This is a genomic window from Pseudomonas reactans (genome assembly GCF_013387025.1).
Lineage (GTDB): Bacteria > Pseudomonadota > Gammaproteobacteria > Pseudomonadales > Pseudomonadaceae > Aquipseudomonas > Aquipseudomonas reactans.
The window spans coordinates 83,094-99,868 of record NZ_JACAQP010000014.1 but is presented as its reverse complement, the minus strand read 5'-3'; the positions used below and the strand labels follow the sequence as shown (position 1 = coordinate 99,868).

The 16,775-nt window shown below is 61.8% G+C and carries 21 protein-coding genes; 17 read left to right on the top strand and 4 right to left on the bottom strand.

Annotated features, from left to right (window positions below; all coding sequences use genetic code 11):
* Window positions 1-37 precede the first annotated feature (37 nt).
* Window positions 38-445 carry a twitching motility response regulator PilG gene (gene pilG / locus HX793_RS17225; protein WP_010564379.1) on the bottom strand — a complete coding sequence of 136 codons (408 nt, stop codon included), beginning with the start codon at window positions 443-445 and terminating at the stop codon, window positions 38-40.
* A 239-nt stretch (window positions 446-684) separates the two neighbouring features.
* On the opposite strand from pilG, the gene gshB reads away from it, so the two are divergent.
* The 7 genes from gshB (at window position 685) to HX793_RS17190 (ending at window position 6,674) form a co-directional block, all read left to right on the top strand.
* Window positions 685-1,638 (top strand): glutathione synthase, encoded by a 954-nt coding sequence (gene gshB, locus HX793_RS17220; RefSeq protein ID WP_177094290.1) that lies wholly within the window; start codon window positions 685-687, stop codon window positions 1,636-1,638.
* Between the two features lie 77 nt (window positions 1,639-1,715).
* On the top strand, window positions 1,716-2,621 hold the full coding sequence (locus tag HX793_RS17215) for an energy transducer TonB (protein ID WP_177094288.1): 906 nt from the start codon (window positions 1,716-1,718) through the stop codon (window positions 2,619-2,621).
* Window positions 2,622-2,688: 67 nt separating this feature from the next.
* Window positions 2,689-3,258 (top strand): YqgE/AlgH family protein, encoded by a 570-nt coding sequence (locus HX793_RS17210; RefSeq protein WP_033897066.1) that lies wholly within the window; start codon window positions 2,689-2,691, stop codon window positions 3,256-3,258.
* Window positions 3,258-3,695 (top strand): Holliday junction resolvase RuvX, encoded by a 438-nt coding sequence (ruvX, locus tag HX793_RS17205; RefSeq protein WP_003195067.1) that lies wholly within the window; start codon window positions 3,258-3,260, stop codon window positions 3,693-3,695. Before HX793_RS17210 ends, ruvX begins: the two co-directional genes overlap by 1 nt.
* A 175-nt stretch (window positions 3,696-3,870) precedes the next feature.
* The gene (gene pyrR, locus HX793_RS17200; RefSeq protein WP_033897063.1) at window positions 3,871-4,377 is read left to right on the top strand and encodes a bifunctional pyr operon transcriptional regulator/uracil phosphoribosyltransferase PyrR; all 507 of its coding nucleotides are present in this window, start codon (window positions 3,871-3,873) and stop codon (window positions 4,375-4,377) included.
* A 24-nt stretch (window positions 4,378-4,401) separates the two neighbouring features.
* Window positions 4,402-5,406, top strand: coding sequence for an aspartate carbamoyltransferase catalytic subunit (locus tag HX793_RS17195; RefSeq protein ID WP_016976042.1), 1,005 nt, complete (start codon window positions 4,402-4,404; stop codon window positions 5,404-5,406).
* Entirely contained in the window at window positions 5,403-6,674 is a 1,272-nt protein-coding gene (locus tag HX793_RS17190; protein WP_016976041.1) for a dihydroorotase, read from the top strand. Before HX793_RS17195 ends, HX793_RS17190 begins: the two co-directional genes overlap by 4 nt.
* A 120-nt stretch (window positions 6,675-6,794) precedes the next feature.
* Here HX793_RS17190 and HX793_RS17185 read toward each other — a convergent pair whose 3' ends face one another.
* Window positions 6,795-7,223: an NINE protein gene (locus HX793_RS17185; RefSeq protein WP_016976040.1), complete on the bottom strand. Its 429-nt coding sequence runs from the start codon at window positions 7,221-7,223 to the stop codon at window positions 6,795-6,797.
* A 250-nt stretch (window positions 7,224-7,473) separates the two neighbouring features.
* On the opposite strand from HX793_RS17185, the gene HX793_RS17180 reads away from it, so the two are divergent.
* A complete protein-coding gene (locus tag HX793_RS17180) occupies window positions 7,474-8,115 on the top strand; it encodes a C40 family peptidase (protein WP_016976039.1) in 642 nt (213 codons plus the stop codon).
* A 104-nt stretch (window positions 8,116-8,219) separates the two neighbouring features.
* Here the strand turns inward: HX793_RS17180 and HX793_RS17175 are convergent, their stop codons facing one another.
* Window positions 8,220-9,254 carry a type IV pilus twitching motility protein PilT gene (locus tag HX793_RS17175; RefSeq protein WP_177094286.1) on the bottom strand — a complete coding sequence of 345 codons (1,035 nt, stop codon included), beginning with the start codon at window positions 9,252-9,254 and terminating at the stop codon, window positions 8,220-8,222.
* A 57-nt stretch (window positions 9,255-9,311) separates the two neighbouring features.
* On the opposite strand from HX793_RS17175, the gene HX793_RS17170 reads away from it, so the two are divergent.
* The 9 genes from HX793_RS17170 to HX793_RS17130 all read left to right on the top strand — a co-directional run bounded on the left by HX793_RS17170 (window position 9,312) and on the right by HX793_RS17130 (window position 15,904).
* Window positions 9,312-9,998: a YggS family pyridoxal phosphate-dependent enzyme gene (locus HX793_RS17170; protein WP_016976037.1), complete on the top strand. Its 687-nt coding sequence runs from the start codon at window positions 9,312-9,314 to the stop codon at window positions 9,996-9,998.
* A gap of 33 nt (window positions 9,999-10,031) precedes the next feature.
* A complete protein-coding gene (proC, locus tag HX793_RS17165) occupies window positions 10,032-10,850 on the top strand; it encodes a pyrroline-5-carboxylate reductase (protein ID WP_177052684.1) in 819 nt (272 codons plus the stop codon).
* A 9-nt stretch (window positions 10,851-10,859) separates the two neighbouring features.
* The gene (locus HX793_RS17160; RefSeq protein WP_028618307.1) at window positions 10,860-11,450 is read left to right on the top strand and encodes a YggT family protein; all 591 of its coding nucleotides are present in this window, start codon (window positions 10,860-10,862) and stop codon (window positions 11,448-11,450) included.
* Between the two features lie 95 nt (window positions 11,451-11,545).
* Entirely contained in the window at window positions 11,546-12,685 is a 1,140-nt protein-coding gene (gene metX, locus HX793_RS17155) for a homoserine O-succinyltransferase MetX (RefSeq protein ID WP_016976034.1), read from the top strand.
* 7 nt (window positions 12,686-12,692) lie between these two features.
* On the top strand, window positions 12,693-13,313 hold the full coding sequence (metW, locus tag HX793_RS17150) for a methionine biosynthesis protein MetW (RefSeq protein ID WP_010207236.1): 621 nt from the start codon (window positions 12,693-12,695) through the stop codon (window positions 13,311-13,313).
* Window positions 13,314-13,334: 21 nt separating this feature from the next.
* Window positions 13,335-13,769, top strand: coding sequence for a DUF4426 domain-containing protein (locus tag HX793_RS17145; protein WP_028618309.1), 435 nt, complete (start codon window positions 13,335-13,337; stop codon window positions 13,767-13,769).
* Window positions 13,766-14,362 carry an RdgB/HAM1 family non-canonical purine NTP pyrophosphatase gene (rdgB, locus tag HX793_RS17140; RefSeq protein WP_177052683.1) on the top strand — a complete coding sequence of 199 codons (597 nt, stop codon included), beginning with the start codon at window positions 13,766-13,768 and terminating at the stop codon, window positions 14,360-14,362. Before HX793_RS17145 ends, rdgB begins: the two co-directional genes overlap by 4 nt.
* Window positions 14,359-15,561 carry a radical SAM family heme chaperone HemW gene (hemW, locus tag HX793_RS17135; protein ID WP_256348332.1) on the top strand — a complete coding sequence of 401 codons (1,203 nt, stop codon included), beginning with the start codon at window positions 14,359-14,361 and terminating at the stop codon, window positions 15,559-15,561. Before rdgB ends, hemW begins: the two co-directional genes overlap by 4 nt.
* A 19-nt stretch (window positions 15,562-15,580) precedes the next feature.
* Window positions 15,581-15,904, top strand: a complete 324-nt coding sequence (locus HX793_RS17130; protein WP_016972961.1) for a DUF3392 domain-containing protein — start codon at window positions 15,581-15,583, stop codon at window positions 15,902-15,904.
* Window positions 15,905-16,045: 141 nt separating this feature from the next.
* Here HX793_RS17130 and trmB read toward each other — a convergent pair whose 3' ends face one another.
* Complete coding sequence (gene trmB / locus HX793_RS17125; protein ID WP_177094284.1) at window positions 16,046-16,771, bottom strand: tRNA (guanosine(46)-N7)-methyltransferase TrmB; 726 nt, start codon at window positions 16,769-16,771, stop codon at window positions 16,046-16,048.
* Window positions 16,772-16,775: the final 4 nt, after the last annotated feature.

Sequence of the window (16,775 nt, the reverse complement as noted above, 5' to 3'; positions counted from 1 at the left end):
CACTACATAGGTGGACGCCGGCCCTTGTGAGGCGGCGTCAGTGTGCTTGTTCTACTGCGGCGAACCCCGGCACGTAGGCCTTGATCGCGCCCAGCAGTTCTTCCTTGCTGAAAGGCTTGGTCAAAAACTGATCGACCCCCACGATGCGCCCCTTGGCCTTGTCGAACAGGCCGTCCTTGGACGACAACATGATCACCGGAATCGACTTGAACGCCGGGTTGTTCTTCACCAGCGCGCAGGTCTGATAGCCATCCAGGCGCGGCATCATGATGTCGACAAAAATAATATGCGGGTGATGATCAACAATCCGGGCCAGGGCATCGAAACCGTCGATGGCCGTGATGACATCGCACCCCACGTTCTTCAACAAGGTTTCAGCGGTGCGGCGGATCGTCTTCGAATCATCGATCACCATCACTCTCAAGGCGTTGGAATGCTGTTCCATATCTGCTCTGCCATCGCCACAGCGAATCGGTTTTCGGTGTGTACTGCCTGATGCTGCACAGGATGAGCGCCGCGGGCCTTGGAATTCAAGGGCTGCTGCGCCGTGGCAGTCTTTTTAGCACAGTCTCCGGGCGCAATCTATCGAGCAACCGGCCAGGTGGTTTTTCCTTGACCCACAACAGCCGCAGCGCCACTCTGACGCCACTTTTATGCGCCCTTATTTGCTAGAGGAAATCCCCCATGAGCGTTCGCGTCGGCATTGTCATGGACCCTATCGCCAGCATTTCCTATAAAAAGGACAGCTCGCTGGCCATGCTCCTGGCCGCCCAGGCCCGCGGCTGGACCCTGTTCTATATGGAGCAGCGCGATCTTTACCAGGGCGACGGCGAGGCCCGCGCGCGCATGCGCCCGCTGCAGGTATTTGCCAACGCCGAGAAGTGGTTCGAGCTGGCCGACGAAATCGACAGCCCGCTGAGCGATCTGGACGTGATCCTGATGCGCAAGGACCCGCCGTTCGACATGGAATTCGTCTACTCCACCTACCTGCTGGAACAGGCCGAGCGCGCTGGTGTGCTGATCGTCAACAAGCCGCAAAGCCTGCGCGACTGCAACGAAAAGCTGTTCGCCACCCTGTTCCCACAGTGCACGCCGCCGACCGTGGTCAGCCGCCGCGCCGACGTGCTGCGTGAATTCGCCGCCAAACATGGCGATGTGATCCTCAAGCCGCTGGACGGCATGGGCGGCACCTCGATCTTCCGTCACCGCGCCGGTGACCCGAACCTGTCGGTGATCCTGGAAACCCTGACTGCCCTGGGCACCCAGCAGATCATGGGCCAGGCCTACCTGCCGGCGATCAAGGACGGTGACAAGCGCATCCTGATGATCGACGGCGAACCGGTGGATTACTGCCTGGCACGTATCCCGGCGGCGGGCGAGACCCGTGGGAACCTGGCGGCCGGTGGTCGGGGTGAAGCACGCCCGCTGTCGGACAAGGACCGTTGGATTGCCGCCCAGGTCGGCCCGACCCTGCGTGAAAAGGGCCTGCTGTTTGTCGGCCTGGACGTGATCGGCGAGAACCTGACTGAAATCAACGTCACCAGCCCGACCTGCATTCGCGAGATCGACAACGCATTTGGCACGAACATCGGCGAAATGTTGATGGCAGCCATTGAGCGCAAGCTACAAGCCAAGTGACATAGAACAGCCGGACACGCACCAACATTGCGCTATCATGCCCCACCTGTGAAACGCGCGATGTTGGTTTTTTTGTCATGACACTCCCGTCCGACCTGCCCCCCGAACTCTCCCACAGCGGCGTGCGCCCGGCTGATCGGCTCGGATTTACCCTGTTCCTGGCCGCGCTGATTCACCTGGCGCTGATCCTCGGCGTGGGTTTCACCATGGTCGAGCCCAAGCAGATCAGCAAAACCCTGGAAATCACCCTCGCCACGTTCAAAAGTGAAAAGAAGCCCGAGAAGGCTGACTTCCTCGCCCAGGACAATCAGCAAGGCAGCGGCACCCTCGACAAGAAAGCCGTGCCCAAGACCACCGAAGTGGCGCCGTTCCAGGACAACAAGGTGAATAAAGTCACCCCGCCGCCGGTGCCCAAGCCCGAGGTCAAGCAGGCCGCGCCCAAGGCGGCAGTGACCACCGTCGCACCCAAGCCGCAAAAAGCCCCGACCCAGCGCGAAAAGTCCAAGACCGAACCCACGCCCGAGCCCGTCAAGCCAGCGCCGACTTTCGACAGCTCGACCCTGTCCGACGAAATCTCCAGCCTTGAAGCCGAACTGGCCAACGAACAGCAGCTGTACGCCAAGCGCCCGCGCATCTACCGGCTGAACGCCGCCTCGACCATGCGCGACAAAGGCGCCTGGTACAAAGACGAGTGGCGCAAGAAGGTCGAGCGCATCGGCAACCTCAATTACCCGGAAGAAGCCAGGCGCCAGCAGATTTACGGCAATTTGCGTCTATTGGTTTCAATCAACCGCGACGGCACGTTATATGAAGTGCAGGTATTGGAGTCCTCCGGCCAGCCGCTGCTGGACCAGGCCGCCCAGCGCATCGTGCGCCTGGCCGCGCCTTTCGCGCCGTTCAGCGGCGACTTGAACGACGTCGACCGCCTGGAAATCATCCGAACCTGGAAGTTCGCCAAGGGCGATCGGCTGTCGAGCAATTGATGACAATTGCCCCCTGTGGCACATCACCAGCTTGTCAGTTCGCCCCTCCACCGCCACACTATCAAACATGAAAAACGTCAGCCCGACCTACCTCAAGCATCAATTCCTGATCGCCATGCCCCATATGGCCGACCCAAACTTTGCGCAGACCTTGACCTACATCGTCGAGCACACGGCCAATGGTGCGATGGGGTTGGTGGTCAACCGCCCGCAAGAGCTGAACCTGGCGGATATCCTTGAGCAGCTGCGACCGGAAGTCGACCCGCCTGCCCGTTGCCAGGGCGTGCCGATCTACATCGGCGGGCCGGTACAGACCGATCGCGGTTTTGTGCTGCACCCGACGGGGCCGAAGTTCCAGGCCACGGTCGATCTGGACGGTGTGTCGCTGTCCACCTCCCAGGACGTGTTGTTCGCCATCGCCGACGGCGTAGGCCCTGAGCAGAGTGTGATCACCCTCGGTTACGCGGGCTGGGAAGCCGGCCAGTTGGAGGCTGAACTCGCCAGTAACGCCTGGCTGACGTGCCCCTTCGACGCCGACATCCTGTTCAACACGCCCAGTGAACTGCGCCTGGAAGCGGCTGCAGCCAAGCTGCGCGTCAACCTCAGCCTGTTGACCAGCCAGGCGGGGCACGCCTGATGGCTTTGCGACTGATCCTGGGTTTTGACTACGGTACCAAACAGATCGGCGTCGCCGTCGGCCAGGTCATCACCGGCCAAGCCCGCGAGTTGTGCACCTTGAAAGCCCAGAACGGCGTGCCGGACTGGAACCAGGTCGAGGCCCTCATTAAAGAGTGGAAGCCCGACGCGGTTGTGGTCGGCCTGCCCTTGAACATGGACGGCACCCCCAGCGACATGTGCCTGCGCGCCGAAAAATTCGCCCGCCGCCTCAATGGCCGCTACAACCTGCCCTTCTATACCCACGACGAACGCCTCACCACCTTTGAAGCCAAGGGTGAGCGCCGTGACCGTGGCGGGCAAAAGGGCAGCTACCGCGACAACCCCGTGGACGCCATCGCCGCCGCCCTGTTGTTGCAGGGATGGTTGGATGAAAACACTGCATTATTTGAATCCTGAATTGCCGCATTGCTTTTTGTAGGAGCGAGCTTGCTCGCGAAAAACGTCAACGATTACGCGCGCATCCAGTGATGCACGCGGCGCCTGTGAGTTCTTCGCGAGCAAGCTCGCTCCTACAGTGTCTTTTACGTTTGAGCCCGGACCTTGCCTGCGCCAAGGTCCTGAAGGAGCCTGCATGAGCCTGCCGAACCCCGCCGAACTGATCAGCCAGATGGCCACAAGCCTCACGGCCCATCTGCAACACCGCAACATCAGCGAGCCGCGCTTCATCGGTATTCGCACCGGTGGTGTGTGGGTGGCCCAGGCATTGCTGGAAGCACTGGGCAGCGACTCGCCCCTCGGCACCCTCGACGTGTCCTTCTACCGTGACGACTTCAGCCAGAACGGCCTGCACCCACAAGTGCGCCCGTCGGCCCTGCCGTTCGAGATCGAAGGCCAGCACCTGGTGCTGATCGACGATGTGCTGATGAGCGGCCGCACCATCCGCGCCGCCATGAACGAACTGTTCGACTACGGCCGCCCGGCCAGCGTGACCCTGGTGTGCCTGCTCGACCTGGATGCCGGCGAACTGCCGATCAGCCCGGATGTGGTCGGCGCCACACTGTCGCTTTCAGCCCACCAGCGGGTAAAATTGTCCGGTCCCACGCCGCTCGAACTCGAACTGCAAGACCTCGCCCTTTAAACCGCCTTGTAAAGAGTCCCCGCGATGACGCCTCTCGATGCCAAGCGCCCGCTGCAGCTCAATGCTCAGGGCCAGTTGCAACACTTCTTGTCCCTCGACGGTTTGCCCCGCGAACTGCTCACCGAAATCCTCGACACTGCCGACTCGTTCCTCGAAGTCGGTGGCCGCGCGGTGAAGAAGGTCCCGCTGCTGCGCGGCAAGACCATCTGCAATGTGTTCTTCGAGAACTCCACGCGCACCCGCACTACCTTTGAACTGGCGGCCCAGCGGCTGTCGGCCGACGTGATCACGCTGAACGTGTCCACCTCGTCGGCAAGCAAGGGCGAGACCCTGCTCGACACCCTGCGCAACCTCGAAGCCATGGCCGCCGACATGTTCGTGGTGCGCCACGGCGACTCCGGCGCCGCCCACTTCATCGCCGAACACGTGTGCCCGCAGGTGGCGATCATCAATGGCGGGGACGGCCGTCACGCCCACCCGACCCAGGGCATGCTCGACATGCTCACCATCCGTCGGCACAAGGGCAGCTTTGAAAACCTTTCGGTGGCCATTGTCGGCGACATCCTGCACTCGCGGGTTGCGCGTTCGAACATGCTGGCCCTGAAAGCCCTGGGTTGCCCGGATATCCGTGTGATCGCACCCAAAACCCTGCTGCCGATCGGCATCGAGCAGTACGGCGTGAAGGTCTACACCGACATGGCCGCCGGCCTCAAGGACGTGGATGTAGTGATCATGCTGCGCCTGCAACGTGAGCGCATGGCCGGTGGCCTGCTGCCGAGCGAAGGCGAGTTCTACCGCCTGTTCGGCCTGACTACCGCGCGCCTGGCCGGCGCCAAGCCGGATGCCATTGTGATGCACCCGGGCCCGATCAACCGTGGGGTGGAGATTGAGTCGGCGGTGGCCGACGGCCCTCAGTCGGTGATCCTGAACCAGGTCACCTACGGCATCGCCGTCCGTATGGCCGTGTTGTCCATGGCCATGAGCGGGCAAACCGCGCAACGTCAATTCGAGCAGGAGAACGCCCAGTGAAGCTCAGCATTCTTGGCGCTCGCGTTATCGATCCGGCCAGTGGCCTGGATCAAGTTACCGATTTGCATCTGGAAGCCGGCAAGCTTATCGCCATCGGCGCTGCTCCGGCGGGTTTCAGCGCGACTGAAACCCTCGACGCCAAAGGCTTGGTGGCCGCGCCGGGCCTGGTCGACCTGAACGTCGCCCTGCGCGAGCCGGGTTACAGCCGCAAAGGCAACATCATCAGCGAAACCCGCGCCGCGGCTGCAGGTGGCGTGACCAGCCTGTGCTGCCCGCCCCACACCAAGCCGATCCTCGACACCTCGGCCGTGACCGAGCTGATCCTCGACCGCGCCCGCGAAGCCGGCAATTGCAAGGTGTTCCCTATCGGCGCCCTGAGCAAAGGCCTGGAAGGCGAACAACTCGCCGAACTGATCGCCCTGCGCGACGCCGGTTGCGTGGCGTTCGGCAATGGCCTGGAAAGCTTCCGCAGCACCCGCACGCTGCTGCGCGCCCTGGAATACGCGGCCACCTTCGACCTGACGGTGATCTTCCATTCCCAGGACCGCGACCTGGCCGAAGGCGGCCTGGCCCATGAAGGCGCCGTGGCCAGCTTCCTCGGCCTGCCGGGCATTCCGGAAACCGCCGAGACCGTGGCCCTGGCCCGTGACCTGTTGCTGGTGGAACAAAGCGGCGTGCGCGCGCACTTCAGCCAGTTGACCAGCGCTCGCGGCGTGGCCTTGATCGCCCAGGCCCAGGCCCGTGGTTTGCCGGTGACGGCGGATGTGGCGCTGTATCAGCTGATTCTGACGGATGAGGCGCTGATCGATTTCTCCAGCCTGTACCACGTGCAGCCGCCGCTGCGCACCCTGGCCGACCGCGACGGTTTGCGCGCAGCGGTCAAGTCCGGTGTGGTTTCGGCGATTTCCAGCCATCACCAGCCCCATGAGCGGGATGCCAAGCTGGCACCGTTTGGCGCGACAGAGCCGGGCATCAGCAGTGTCGAACTGTTGCTGCCGTTGGCGATGACGTTGGTGGAAGATGGGTTGCTGGACTTGCCGACCTTGCTGGCACGCCTGAGCGCCGGCCCGGCAGAGGCCTTGCGCCTGCCGGCGGGTAAGTTGGCGGTGGGATCGGCGGCGGATCTGGTGCTGTTTGATCCGGCCAGCTCCACGGTTGCCGGGGAGCAGTGGCTGTCGAAAGGCGAAAACTGCCCGTTCATTGGGCATAGCCTGCCGGCGACGGTGCGCTACACCTTGGTCGACGGCCGTATCAGTTACCAGGCCTGACGCTACCCAACACTGTAGGAGCGAGCTTGCTCGCGAAGAACGGACAGGCAACGCGGGCTACCTGAGAGCGCTGCGTTTTCGTTAACGTTCTTCGCGAGCAAGCTCGCTCCTACAGGTTATTTACCGCCCGGAATTGCGTTCGGCATTGCGGATCGAAATCTGCGTATTCAACGTCCAGAAGTCATACAGCACCCCCACCAGGAACAAACCGCCGGTCAGCAGGTAGATCAAGCCGGTGATCCATTTGCCCTGGTACATGCGGTGCACGCCAAATACCCCCAGAAACGCCAACAGGATCCAGGCCACGTTGTATTCGATGGGCCCGGCGGTAAAACGCAGGTCCGCTTCACGGTCCATGGCCGGGATCAGGAACAGGTCGATCAACCAGCCGATTCCCAGCAAACCGAAGGTGAAAAACCAGATCGTGCCGGTGACGGGTTTGCCGTAATAGAAGCGATGCGCCCCGGTAAAACCGAAAATCCACAGCAGGTAACCGATCACCTTACTGTGGGTGTCTTGCTGCGGGCCAATCTGCTGATAGGTGTTCATCGCGTACCTCTTTTGCCTCGATAGATAAATTTTTTCATTTTCTTTGTGACTTTTTTACAGGCGCCCGACGTACGGCAAATGGTATCTTCCCTCCCCTCAAAGCCTTATGCCACCTGACTTGTGTAGGACAATTGCGGCGAATCGTCGCGTTTTTCCTGATTTTGACGTCAAGGTTCAGTCGACAAACGGCCTGAGAACGGCACAAAAAGCTGTTATAAAGTTGCGCGCAAACCCATAAGAGCCACGCCTAATGCGACCATTTTTCAAGACATGGCTAACCATTTGCCTATTAATGCCACTGGCCGCCCACGCCACCAATCGTGAGCAACGACTTCCTAACGTTAACGGTTTCACCCCTAAAGTCCACAGCACGCCAAGCACCGCCAAGTCGGTAAAGCTGACCGTCAACCGCCCGACTCAACTGAGCAAGGCCCACAACGGCAAAGCAGTTCCGGGCCTGGTCGGCGTCAACACCAAGCAGAGCAGCACCGTCCTCAGCCGCGCCGTCAACGTGCTCGGTACTCCTTATCGTTGGGGCGGCAGCAGCCCAAGTAAAGGGTTCGACTGCAGCGGTTTGGTGAAATATGCGTTTAACGACGTCGCTGCCGTGGACCTGCCGCGTACTTCCAACGCCATGGCCGCCGGCCACGGGCAGAAAGTTGATCGCAAGGACCTGAAACCCGGTGACCTGCTGTTCTTCAAACTGAAGAGCCGCCAGGTGAACCACGTTGCCATCTACCTGGGTAATGACCGCTTCATCCACGCACCGCGTCGTGGCAAGGCGGTCAGTATCGACACGCTGAAGAAGCCGTTCTGGGACAAGAATTACGTGATTGCCAAGCGGGTGCTGCCGAAAGAGCAGAACAACAACCTGCGGGTCGTCCAGCGCTGATCGATCTACTGTAGGAGCGAGCTTGCTCGCGAAGAACGATAACGATGACGCGGGCATTCAGAATGAACGCGGCGCCTATCAGTTTTTCGCGAGCAAGCTCGCTCCTACAGGTCTGCTGGCACCCTTGCCTTCTCCCGCGCGTCCTCGCGGCTGATCACCCCGCCCACGACCAACGCCTTCAAGCTCATATCCAACGTCTTCATCCCCAACGCCCCACCGGTCTGGATCGCTGAAACCATCTGCGCCACCTTGTCCTCCCGGATCAAGTTCCGAATGGCCGGCGTGCCCAGCATGATTTCATGGGCCGCCACGCGTCCGCCGCCGATCTTCTTTACTAGCACCTGAGACACCACCGCCTGCAACGACTCCGACAGCATCGAGCGGACCATGGCCCTTTCCCCAGCCGGGAACACGTCCACCAGCCGGTCTACGGTCTTTGCCGCCGAACTGGTGTGCAGGGTGCCAAACACCAGGTGCCCGGTCTCAGCCGCCGTCAGCGCCAGGCGGATAGTTTCCAGGTCACGCAGTTCGCCCACCAGGATCACGTCCGGGTCTTCGCGCAGTGCCGAGCGCAAGGCAGTGGAAAAACCATGGGTATCGCGATGCACCTGGCGCTGGTTGATCAACGCCATTTTCGGCGTGTGGATAAATTCGATGGGGTCTTCAAGAGTGAGGATGTGCTGACGCCGATGCTGATTGAGGAAATCGATCATCGCCGCCAGAGTCGTAGACTTGCCCGAGCCGGTCGGGCCGGTGACCAGCACCAGGCCACGTGGCAATTGGGCGATACGCTGGAACACTTCGCCAAGACCAAGGTTTTCCAGGCTCTGGACCTCAGAAGGGATGGTGCGAAACACCGCACTCATGCCGCGATCCTGCCGGAACACATTGGCCCGGAACCGCGCCACACCGGGCAGTTCGAAGGCAAAATCTGTTTCTAGAGATGTTTCGAAATCCTTTTGCTGGTGCTGAGTGAGTAAAGGGCTCAATAAGTCCGCTACTTGCGTAGGTGAAAGCACCGGCCCCTCCAGCGGCCAGACCTCGCCATCCAGTCGCAGCATCGGCGCCAGGCCGGCAGACACATGCAGGTCGGACGCACCACGGCGCACGCTGGCCGTGAGTAATTCAGTGATATCCATAGGGCTTTCCATTTCCAGTAGAATGCCGCGGACTCCATATCCACGGGCGCATCTTGAATGTCGACGATAGCAGACAACATCGGCCAGGTTAGCCAGCGCATCCGCGCCGCAGCCGACGCCGTGCAACGTGACGCAAGCAGCATCCACCTGCTGGCCGTGAGCAAGACCAAACCCGCGCAAGCCGTGCGCGAAGCCTATGCCGCCGGCATGCTCGACTTTGGCGAGAACTATCTGCAAGAAGCCCTGGGCAAGCAGGCCGAATTAACCGACTTGCCCTTGAGTTGGCACTTCATCGGCCCCATTCAATCGAACAAGACGCGCGCTATCGCCGAGAACTTCGCTTGGGTGCATTCCGTGGACCGCCTCAAAATCGCTCAACGCTTGTCCGAACAACGCCCGGCCGACCTGCCGCCGCTGAACATCTGCATCCAGGTCAACGTCAGTGGCGAGGCCAGCAAGTCCGGCTGTACACCCGCCGACCTGCCAGCCCTGGCCGACGCCATCAGCGCCCTGCCGCGCTTGAAGCTGCGCGGCCTGATGGCGATTCCTGAGCCGACTGAAGATCGGACCGCGCAAGACGCAGCGTTCGCCGCGGTACGCGACCTGCAAAACAGCCTGAACCTGCCGCTGGACACACTTTCCATGGGCATGAGCCACGACCTAGAGTCGGCCATTGCCCAAGGCGCCACCTGGGTGCGGATCGGTACCGCCCTGTTTGGTGCCCGCGACTACGGCCAGCCATGAAATGGCTGACTTCCCTCTGAGTAAGGACCTGTCATGAGCAACACGCGTATTGCCTTTATCGGCGCCGGTAACATGGCGGCCAGCCTGATCGGTGGCCTGCGGGCCAAGGGCCTGGACGCCACGCAGATCCGCGCCAGCGACCCAGGCGCCGACACCCGTGCCCGCGTCAGCGCCGAGCACGGCATTGAAACCTTTGCCGACAACGCCGAGGCCATCCAGGGCGTCGATGTCATCGTGCTGGCCGTTAAGCCGCAGGCCATGAAAGCCGTGTGCGAAAGCCTGCGGCCGAGCCTGCAGCCGCAGCAACTGGTGGTGTCCATCGCCGCCGGTATCACCTGCGCCAGCATGAACACCTGGCTCGGTGCCCAGCCGATCGTGCGCTGCATGCCCAATACCCCGGCACTGGTCAGCCAAGGCGTGAGCGGGCTGTATGCCACCGCGCAAGTGAGCGCCGAACAACGTGACCAGGCGCAGGAGCTGCTGTCTGCCGTGGGCCTCGCCCTGTGGCTGGAGCAGGAGCAGCAACTGGACGCGGTCACCGCCGTGTCCGGCAGCGGCCCGGCGTATTTCTTCCTGCTGATCGAGGCCATGACTGCCGCTGGCGTGAAACTGGGCCTGTCCAAGGACGTGGCCGAGCAACTGGCCGAGCAGACCGCCCTGGGCGCCGCGCATATGGCGGTGACCAGCGATGTGGACGCCGCCGAGTTGCGCCGTCGCGTGACCTCGCCAGGCGGCACCACACAGGCGGCCATCGAGTCGTTCCAGGCCGGGGGCTTTGAAGCCCTGGTGGAAAAAGCATTGGGTGCCGCTGCGCACCGCTCGGCGGAACTCGCCGAACAACTGGGCAAATAAGGAGCCAACATGATTGGTTTGAACACCGCAGCCGTCTACGTGCTGCAAACCCTCGGCAGCCTGTACCTGCTGATCGTGCTGTTGCGCTTCGTGCTGCAACTGGTCCGCGCGAACTTCTACAACCCGCTCTGCCAGTTCATCGTCAAGGCCACCCAGCCGCTGCTCAAGCCGTTGCGCCGGATCATCCCGAGCCTGTTCGGCCTGGACATGTCGTCGCTGGTCCTGGCGATCCTGGTACAGCTGGCCTTGATGGCGCTGACCCTGCTGCTGACCTACGGCACCACCGGCAACTTCGTGCAACTGCTGGTCTGGTCCATCATCGGCGTGACCGCGCTGTTCCTGAAGATCTTCTTCTTCGCCCTGATCATCAGCGTGATCCTGTCCTGGGTCGCCCCGGGCAGCCACAACCCCGGCGCCGAGCTGGTGAACCAGATCTGCGAACCAGCCCTGGCGCCGTTCCGCCGCCTGCTGCCAAACCTGGGCGGCCTGGATATTTCGCCGATCCTGGCGTTCATGGTGCTCAAGTTGCTGGACATGCTGGTGATCAACAACCTGGCAGCCATGACCGGCATGCCAGAGATTCTGCGCCTGCTGATCTGATGTTCCCTGGCGAGGGAGGCCCCTCCCTCGCCATTGCTTGCCGCTAGGTGCAGCGGTCTTTAGACTTACGCCTCATTTAAACGAGAGCAGGGTCGATGCCAGCTGCCTTCCCCCCCGATTCTGTTGGACTGGTCGTGCCCCAAGTGGCGCACTTCAGCGAGCCGTTGGCCCTGGCCTGCGGGCGTTCGCTGCCTGCCTATGACCTGATCCATGAAACCTACGGCCAACTGAACGCCACGGCGAGCAACGCCGTGCTGATCTGCCACGCCTTGTCCGGCCATCATCATGCCGCCGGTTTTCACTCGGTCGACGAGCGCAAGCCCGGCTGGTGGGACAGTTGCATCGGCCCCGGCAAGCCCATCGACACCAACAAGTTCTTTGTGGTCAGCCTGAACAACCTCGGCGGCTGCAACGGCTCCACCGGCCCGAGCAGCATCAACCCGGAAACCGGCAAACCGTTCGGCGCCGATTTCCCCGTGCTGACGGTGGAAGACTGGGTGCACAGCCAGGCGCGTCTCGCCGACCTGCTGGGCATCCACCAATGGGCCGCCGTGATCGGCGGCAGCCTCGGCGGTATGCAGGCGCTGCAATGGACCATCACGTATCCGGACCGCGTGCGCCATTGCCTGGCCATCGCCTCGGCCCCCAAGTTGTCGGCGCAGAACATCGCCTTCAACGAAGTGGCGCGCCAGGCCATCCTGACTGACCCGGAGTTCCACGGCGGTTCGTTCCAGGAAGCCGGGGTGATCCCCAAGCGCGGCCTGATGCTGGCGCGGATGGTGGGGCACATCACCTACCTGTCCGATGACTCCATGGGTGAGAAGTTCGGCCGTGGCCTCAAGAGTGAGAAGCTCAACTACGACTTCCACAGCGTCGAGTTCCAGGTGGAAAGCTACCTGCGTTATCAGGGTGAGGAGTTCTCCGGGCGTTTCGACGCCAACACCTACCTGCTGATGACCAAGGCGCTGGACTATTTCGACCCGGCCGCCAATCACGACGACGACTTGGCGAAAACCTTCGAAGGCGCCACGGCCAAGTTCTGCGTGATGTCTTTCACCACCGACTGGCGCTTCTCGCCGGCCCGCTCCCGTGAGCTGGTGGATGCGCTGATGGCCGCGCGCAAAGACGTTTGCTACCTGGAAATCGATGCGCCGCAAGGCCATGACGCCTTCCTGATTCCGATCCCGCGTTACTTGCAGGCGTTCGGCAATTACATGAACCGGATTACTGTGTGAGAACGCCATGAGAGCCGACCTGGAAATCATCCAAGAATGGATCCCCGCCGGCAGCCGCGTGCTCGACCTGGGCTGCGGCGATGGCGAACTGCTGAGCTGGCTGCGCGACAACAAGCAAGTCACCGGCTATGGCCTGGAAAACGACCCGGATAACATCGCCCAGTGCGTGGCCAAGGGCATCAACGTGATCGAGCAGGACCTGGACAAGGGCCTGGGCAACTTTGCCAGCAACAGCTTCGACATCGTGGTGATGACCCAGGCGCTGCAAGCCGTGCACTACCCGGACCGTATCCTCGACGAAATGCTGCGCGTCGGCCGCCAGTGCATCATCACCTTCCCGAACTTCGGCCACTGGCGCTGCCGCTGGTACCTGGCCACCAAGGGCCGCATGCCGGTGTCGGACTTCCTGCCGTACACGTGGTACAACACGCCGAACATCCACTTCTGCACCTTCGAAGACTTCGAAGCCCTGTGTGGCGAGCGTGAAGCCAAGGTGATCAACCGCCTGGCCGTCGATCAACAGCACCGCCACGGCTGGGCGAGTAAACTATGGCCCAACCTGTTGGGCGAAATTGGTATTTACCGGGTCAGCAGCCCTGGCCTGACCGACCACAAGATTGCCGTCTAATCATCTTCAAGAGGGACGCTCATGAGTCGTTTAGCTATTTTTCTATTGACCGCCTGCCTGGGCGCCAGCGCCGTGGCTGCGGACGCAATAGACGCTAACCGCAAGAAAGATTTCGGTGACATCACCGTGCACTACAACACCTTCACCTCCAGCTTCCTGCAACCGGAAACGGCCCAGGCTGTCGGTGTGGTGCGCAGCAAGGAAAAAGGCCTGATCAACGTGACCGTGATCAAGGGTGTGACCCCGGTGGCCGCGCAAGTCACCGGCACCATCAAGGACCTGGGCGGCAAGAGTGAGGTCCTGACCTTCAAGCAGATCAACGAGAAAGGCGGCGTCAATTATCTCGCGCCCTACTCCGTGACCCAGCGGGAATACAAGACGTTTACCATCAATGTTGAAACCGGCGGCAAAGCCCATAGCTTCCAATTCAACCAGGAACTGTTTCCGGCGGAATGATGAACCTTACCCAACTCGTACTGGCCAGCCATAACGCCGGCAAACTCAAAGAATTGCAGGCGATGCTCGGCGATTCCGTGCAACTGCGCTCCATTGGCGAATTCAGCCAGGTAGAGCCGGAAGAGACCGGCCTGTCGTTCGTCGAGAACGCCATCCTCAAGGCACGCAACGCCGCACGTATCTCCGGCTTGCCGGCGCTGGCGGACGACTCGGGCCTGGCGGTGGACTTCCTCGGCGGCGCCCCTGGCATCTACTCGGCACGTTATGCCGATGGCAAGGGCGACGCGGCCAACAACGCCAAGCTGCTGGACGCACTCAAGGACGTGCCGGATGAAGAGCGCGGCGCGCAGTTCGTCTGCGTGCTGGCCCTGGTACGCCACGCCGATGACCCGTTGCCGATCCTCTGCGAAGGCCTGTGGCACGGGCGCATCCTGCATGCAGCCAGTGGCGAACATGGTTTTGGCTATGACCCGCTGTTCTGGGTGCCGGAGCGCAATGTCTCCAGCGCCGAATTGAGCCCGACCGACAAGAACCAGATCAGCCACCGTGCTCGCGCAATGGATTTGCTGCGCCAACGCCTGAGCCTGAAATGACCCAGAACACCTCCGCGCAGCCGCTGATCCACGGCGGCGCGCAAACACCTCGGGCGGCACTGCCGGTACTGCCGCCCCTGGCGCTGTACATCCACATCCCGTGGTGCGTGCGCAAATGCCCTTATTGCGACTTCAACTCCCACACCGCCAGTAAAGTGCTGCCGGAAGAGGAATATGTGGACGCACTGCTGGCCGACCTCGATCAGGACCTGCACGCGGTGTACGGCCGGGAGTTGAGTTCGATCTTTTTTGGCGGCGGTACACCAAGCCTGTTCAGCGCCGCCGCATTGGGTCGGCTGCTCAAGGGTGTGGAAGCGCGTATCCCGTTTGCCAGTGATATCGAGATCACTCTGGAAGCCAACCCTGGCACCTTCGAGCAAGAGAAGTTCGTCGCCTATCGCAAGCTGGGGATCAACCGTCTGTCCATCGGCATTCAGAGCTTCCAGCAGGAAAAGCTTGAGGCCCTCGGCCGTATCCACAATGGCGATGAAGCCGTACGCGCGGCGGGCATGGCGCGCCTGGCCGGGTTTGATAACTTCAACCTGGACCTGATGCACGGCTTGCCCGATCAGTCCCTGGACGACGCCCTGAGCGACTTGCGCCAGGCCATCGCGCTGAAGCCGACGCACTTGTCCTGGTACCAGCTGACCCTGGAACCCAACACCGTATTCTGGAACCAGCCGCCCGCGCTGCCGGAAGACGACACGTTGTGGGACATTCAGGAGGCCGGCCAGGCGCTGCTTGCCGAACACGGTTACGCGCAATATGAAGTGTCGGCCTACGCCCAACCGGGTCGCCCGGCGCGGCATAACCTGAATTACTGGAGCTTCGGCGACTTTATCGGCATTGGCGCCGGAGCCCACGGCAAGCTCAGCCACCCCGACGGGCGCATCGTGCGCACCTGGAAGACCCGAGCACCGAAGGACTACCTCAACCCGGCCAAAAGCTTTCAGGCCGGCGCGAAGGAACTGACCAACGAAGAATTGCCGTTCGAGTTCCTGATGAACGCATTGCGCCTCACCGATGGCGTCGAGGCCAGGCTTTACGCCGAGCGTACCGGCCTCGATCTGGCGAGCCTCGATGAAGGCCGCCGCGAGGCCGAACAAAGTGGCTTAATGCAGGTCGAACCGTCACGCCTGGCGGCGACCGACCGTGGGCAACTCTTTCTCAATGACCTGCTGCAGAAGTTTCTGAGCTGACCGCTCTTAAGGAAATCGAATGGATTTGGTACTCGACCTGCTCGCCACCGTGTCCCGCTGGAGCCGTAGCAACCTGTCGGAAATCTCCCTGGCCCTCGTGGGCTGCCTGCTGGTGCTGTTTGGCGCTGATATCAAAGGCTGGGTGGAAGCGCGCCTGGGCAGCATCGCCGGCGCGTTGCGCGTACCGCTGATGGCGCTGGTGTGCATGATCGGCAGCGGCGCCGCCTTGATCTACGCCACGCCGTGGATTGTGCGGGGGTTGAGCCAGTTCAATAACTACAGCCTGGCGCCGGTGTTGGTGGTGGTGCTGGTGTTGATTGGCGTAGTAGCAGACCGCCGCTGATCCCAACAACACTGCAAAACAAATGTGGGAGGGGGCTTGCCCCCGATAGCAGAGTGTCAGTCACCACATACAGTGACTGGCCCACCGCCATCGGGGGCAAGCCCCCTCCCACATTTGATTGCATTTGAAGTCAGGGCCCGGTCAGGCCACCTTTTCGAACTTCAAATCCCAAACCCCATGCCCCAACCGCTCACCGCGACGTTCGAACTTGGTGATCGGACGCTCAGCCGGGCGTGGCACGCATTTGCCGTCTTCGGCGATGTTGCGGTAGCCGGGGGCGACGTTCATCACTTCCAGCATGTATTCCGCATACGGCTCCCAATCGGTGGCCATGTGCAGGATGCCGCCCACTTTCAGCTTGCTACGTACCAGCTCCGCGAAGGAAGCCTGGACGATGCGGCGCTTGTGGTGACGGGCCTTGTGCCACGGGTCGGGGAAGAACAGCATCAGGCGGTCGAGGCTGTTGTCGGCGATGCAGCGGTTGAGCACTTCGATCGCGTCGCAGTCATACACACGCAGGTTGGTCAGCCCTTGGGTGAGCACGCCATTGAGCAGCGCGCCGACACCTGGGCGGTGCACTTCCACACCGATGAAGTCCTGCTCCGGCGCGGCGGCGGCCATTTCCAGCAGGGAATGGCCCATGCCGAAGCCGATTTCCAGGGAACGCGGGGCCGAACGGCCGAACACCTGGTCGTAATCCACCGGCGCGTCGGCCAGGGGCAACACGAACAGCGGCGTACCTTGCTCCAGGCCTTTTTGCTGGCCTTCGGTCATGCGACCGGCGCGCATCACAAAACTCTTGATGCGGCGGTGCTTGGACTCGTCGCCTTCTTCTACAGTGTTCGGCGTTTCGTTTGATTCAGTCATCAAT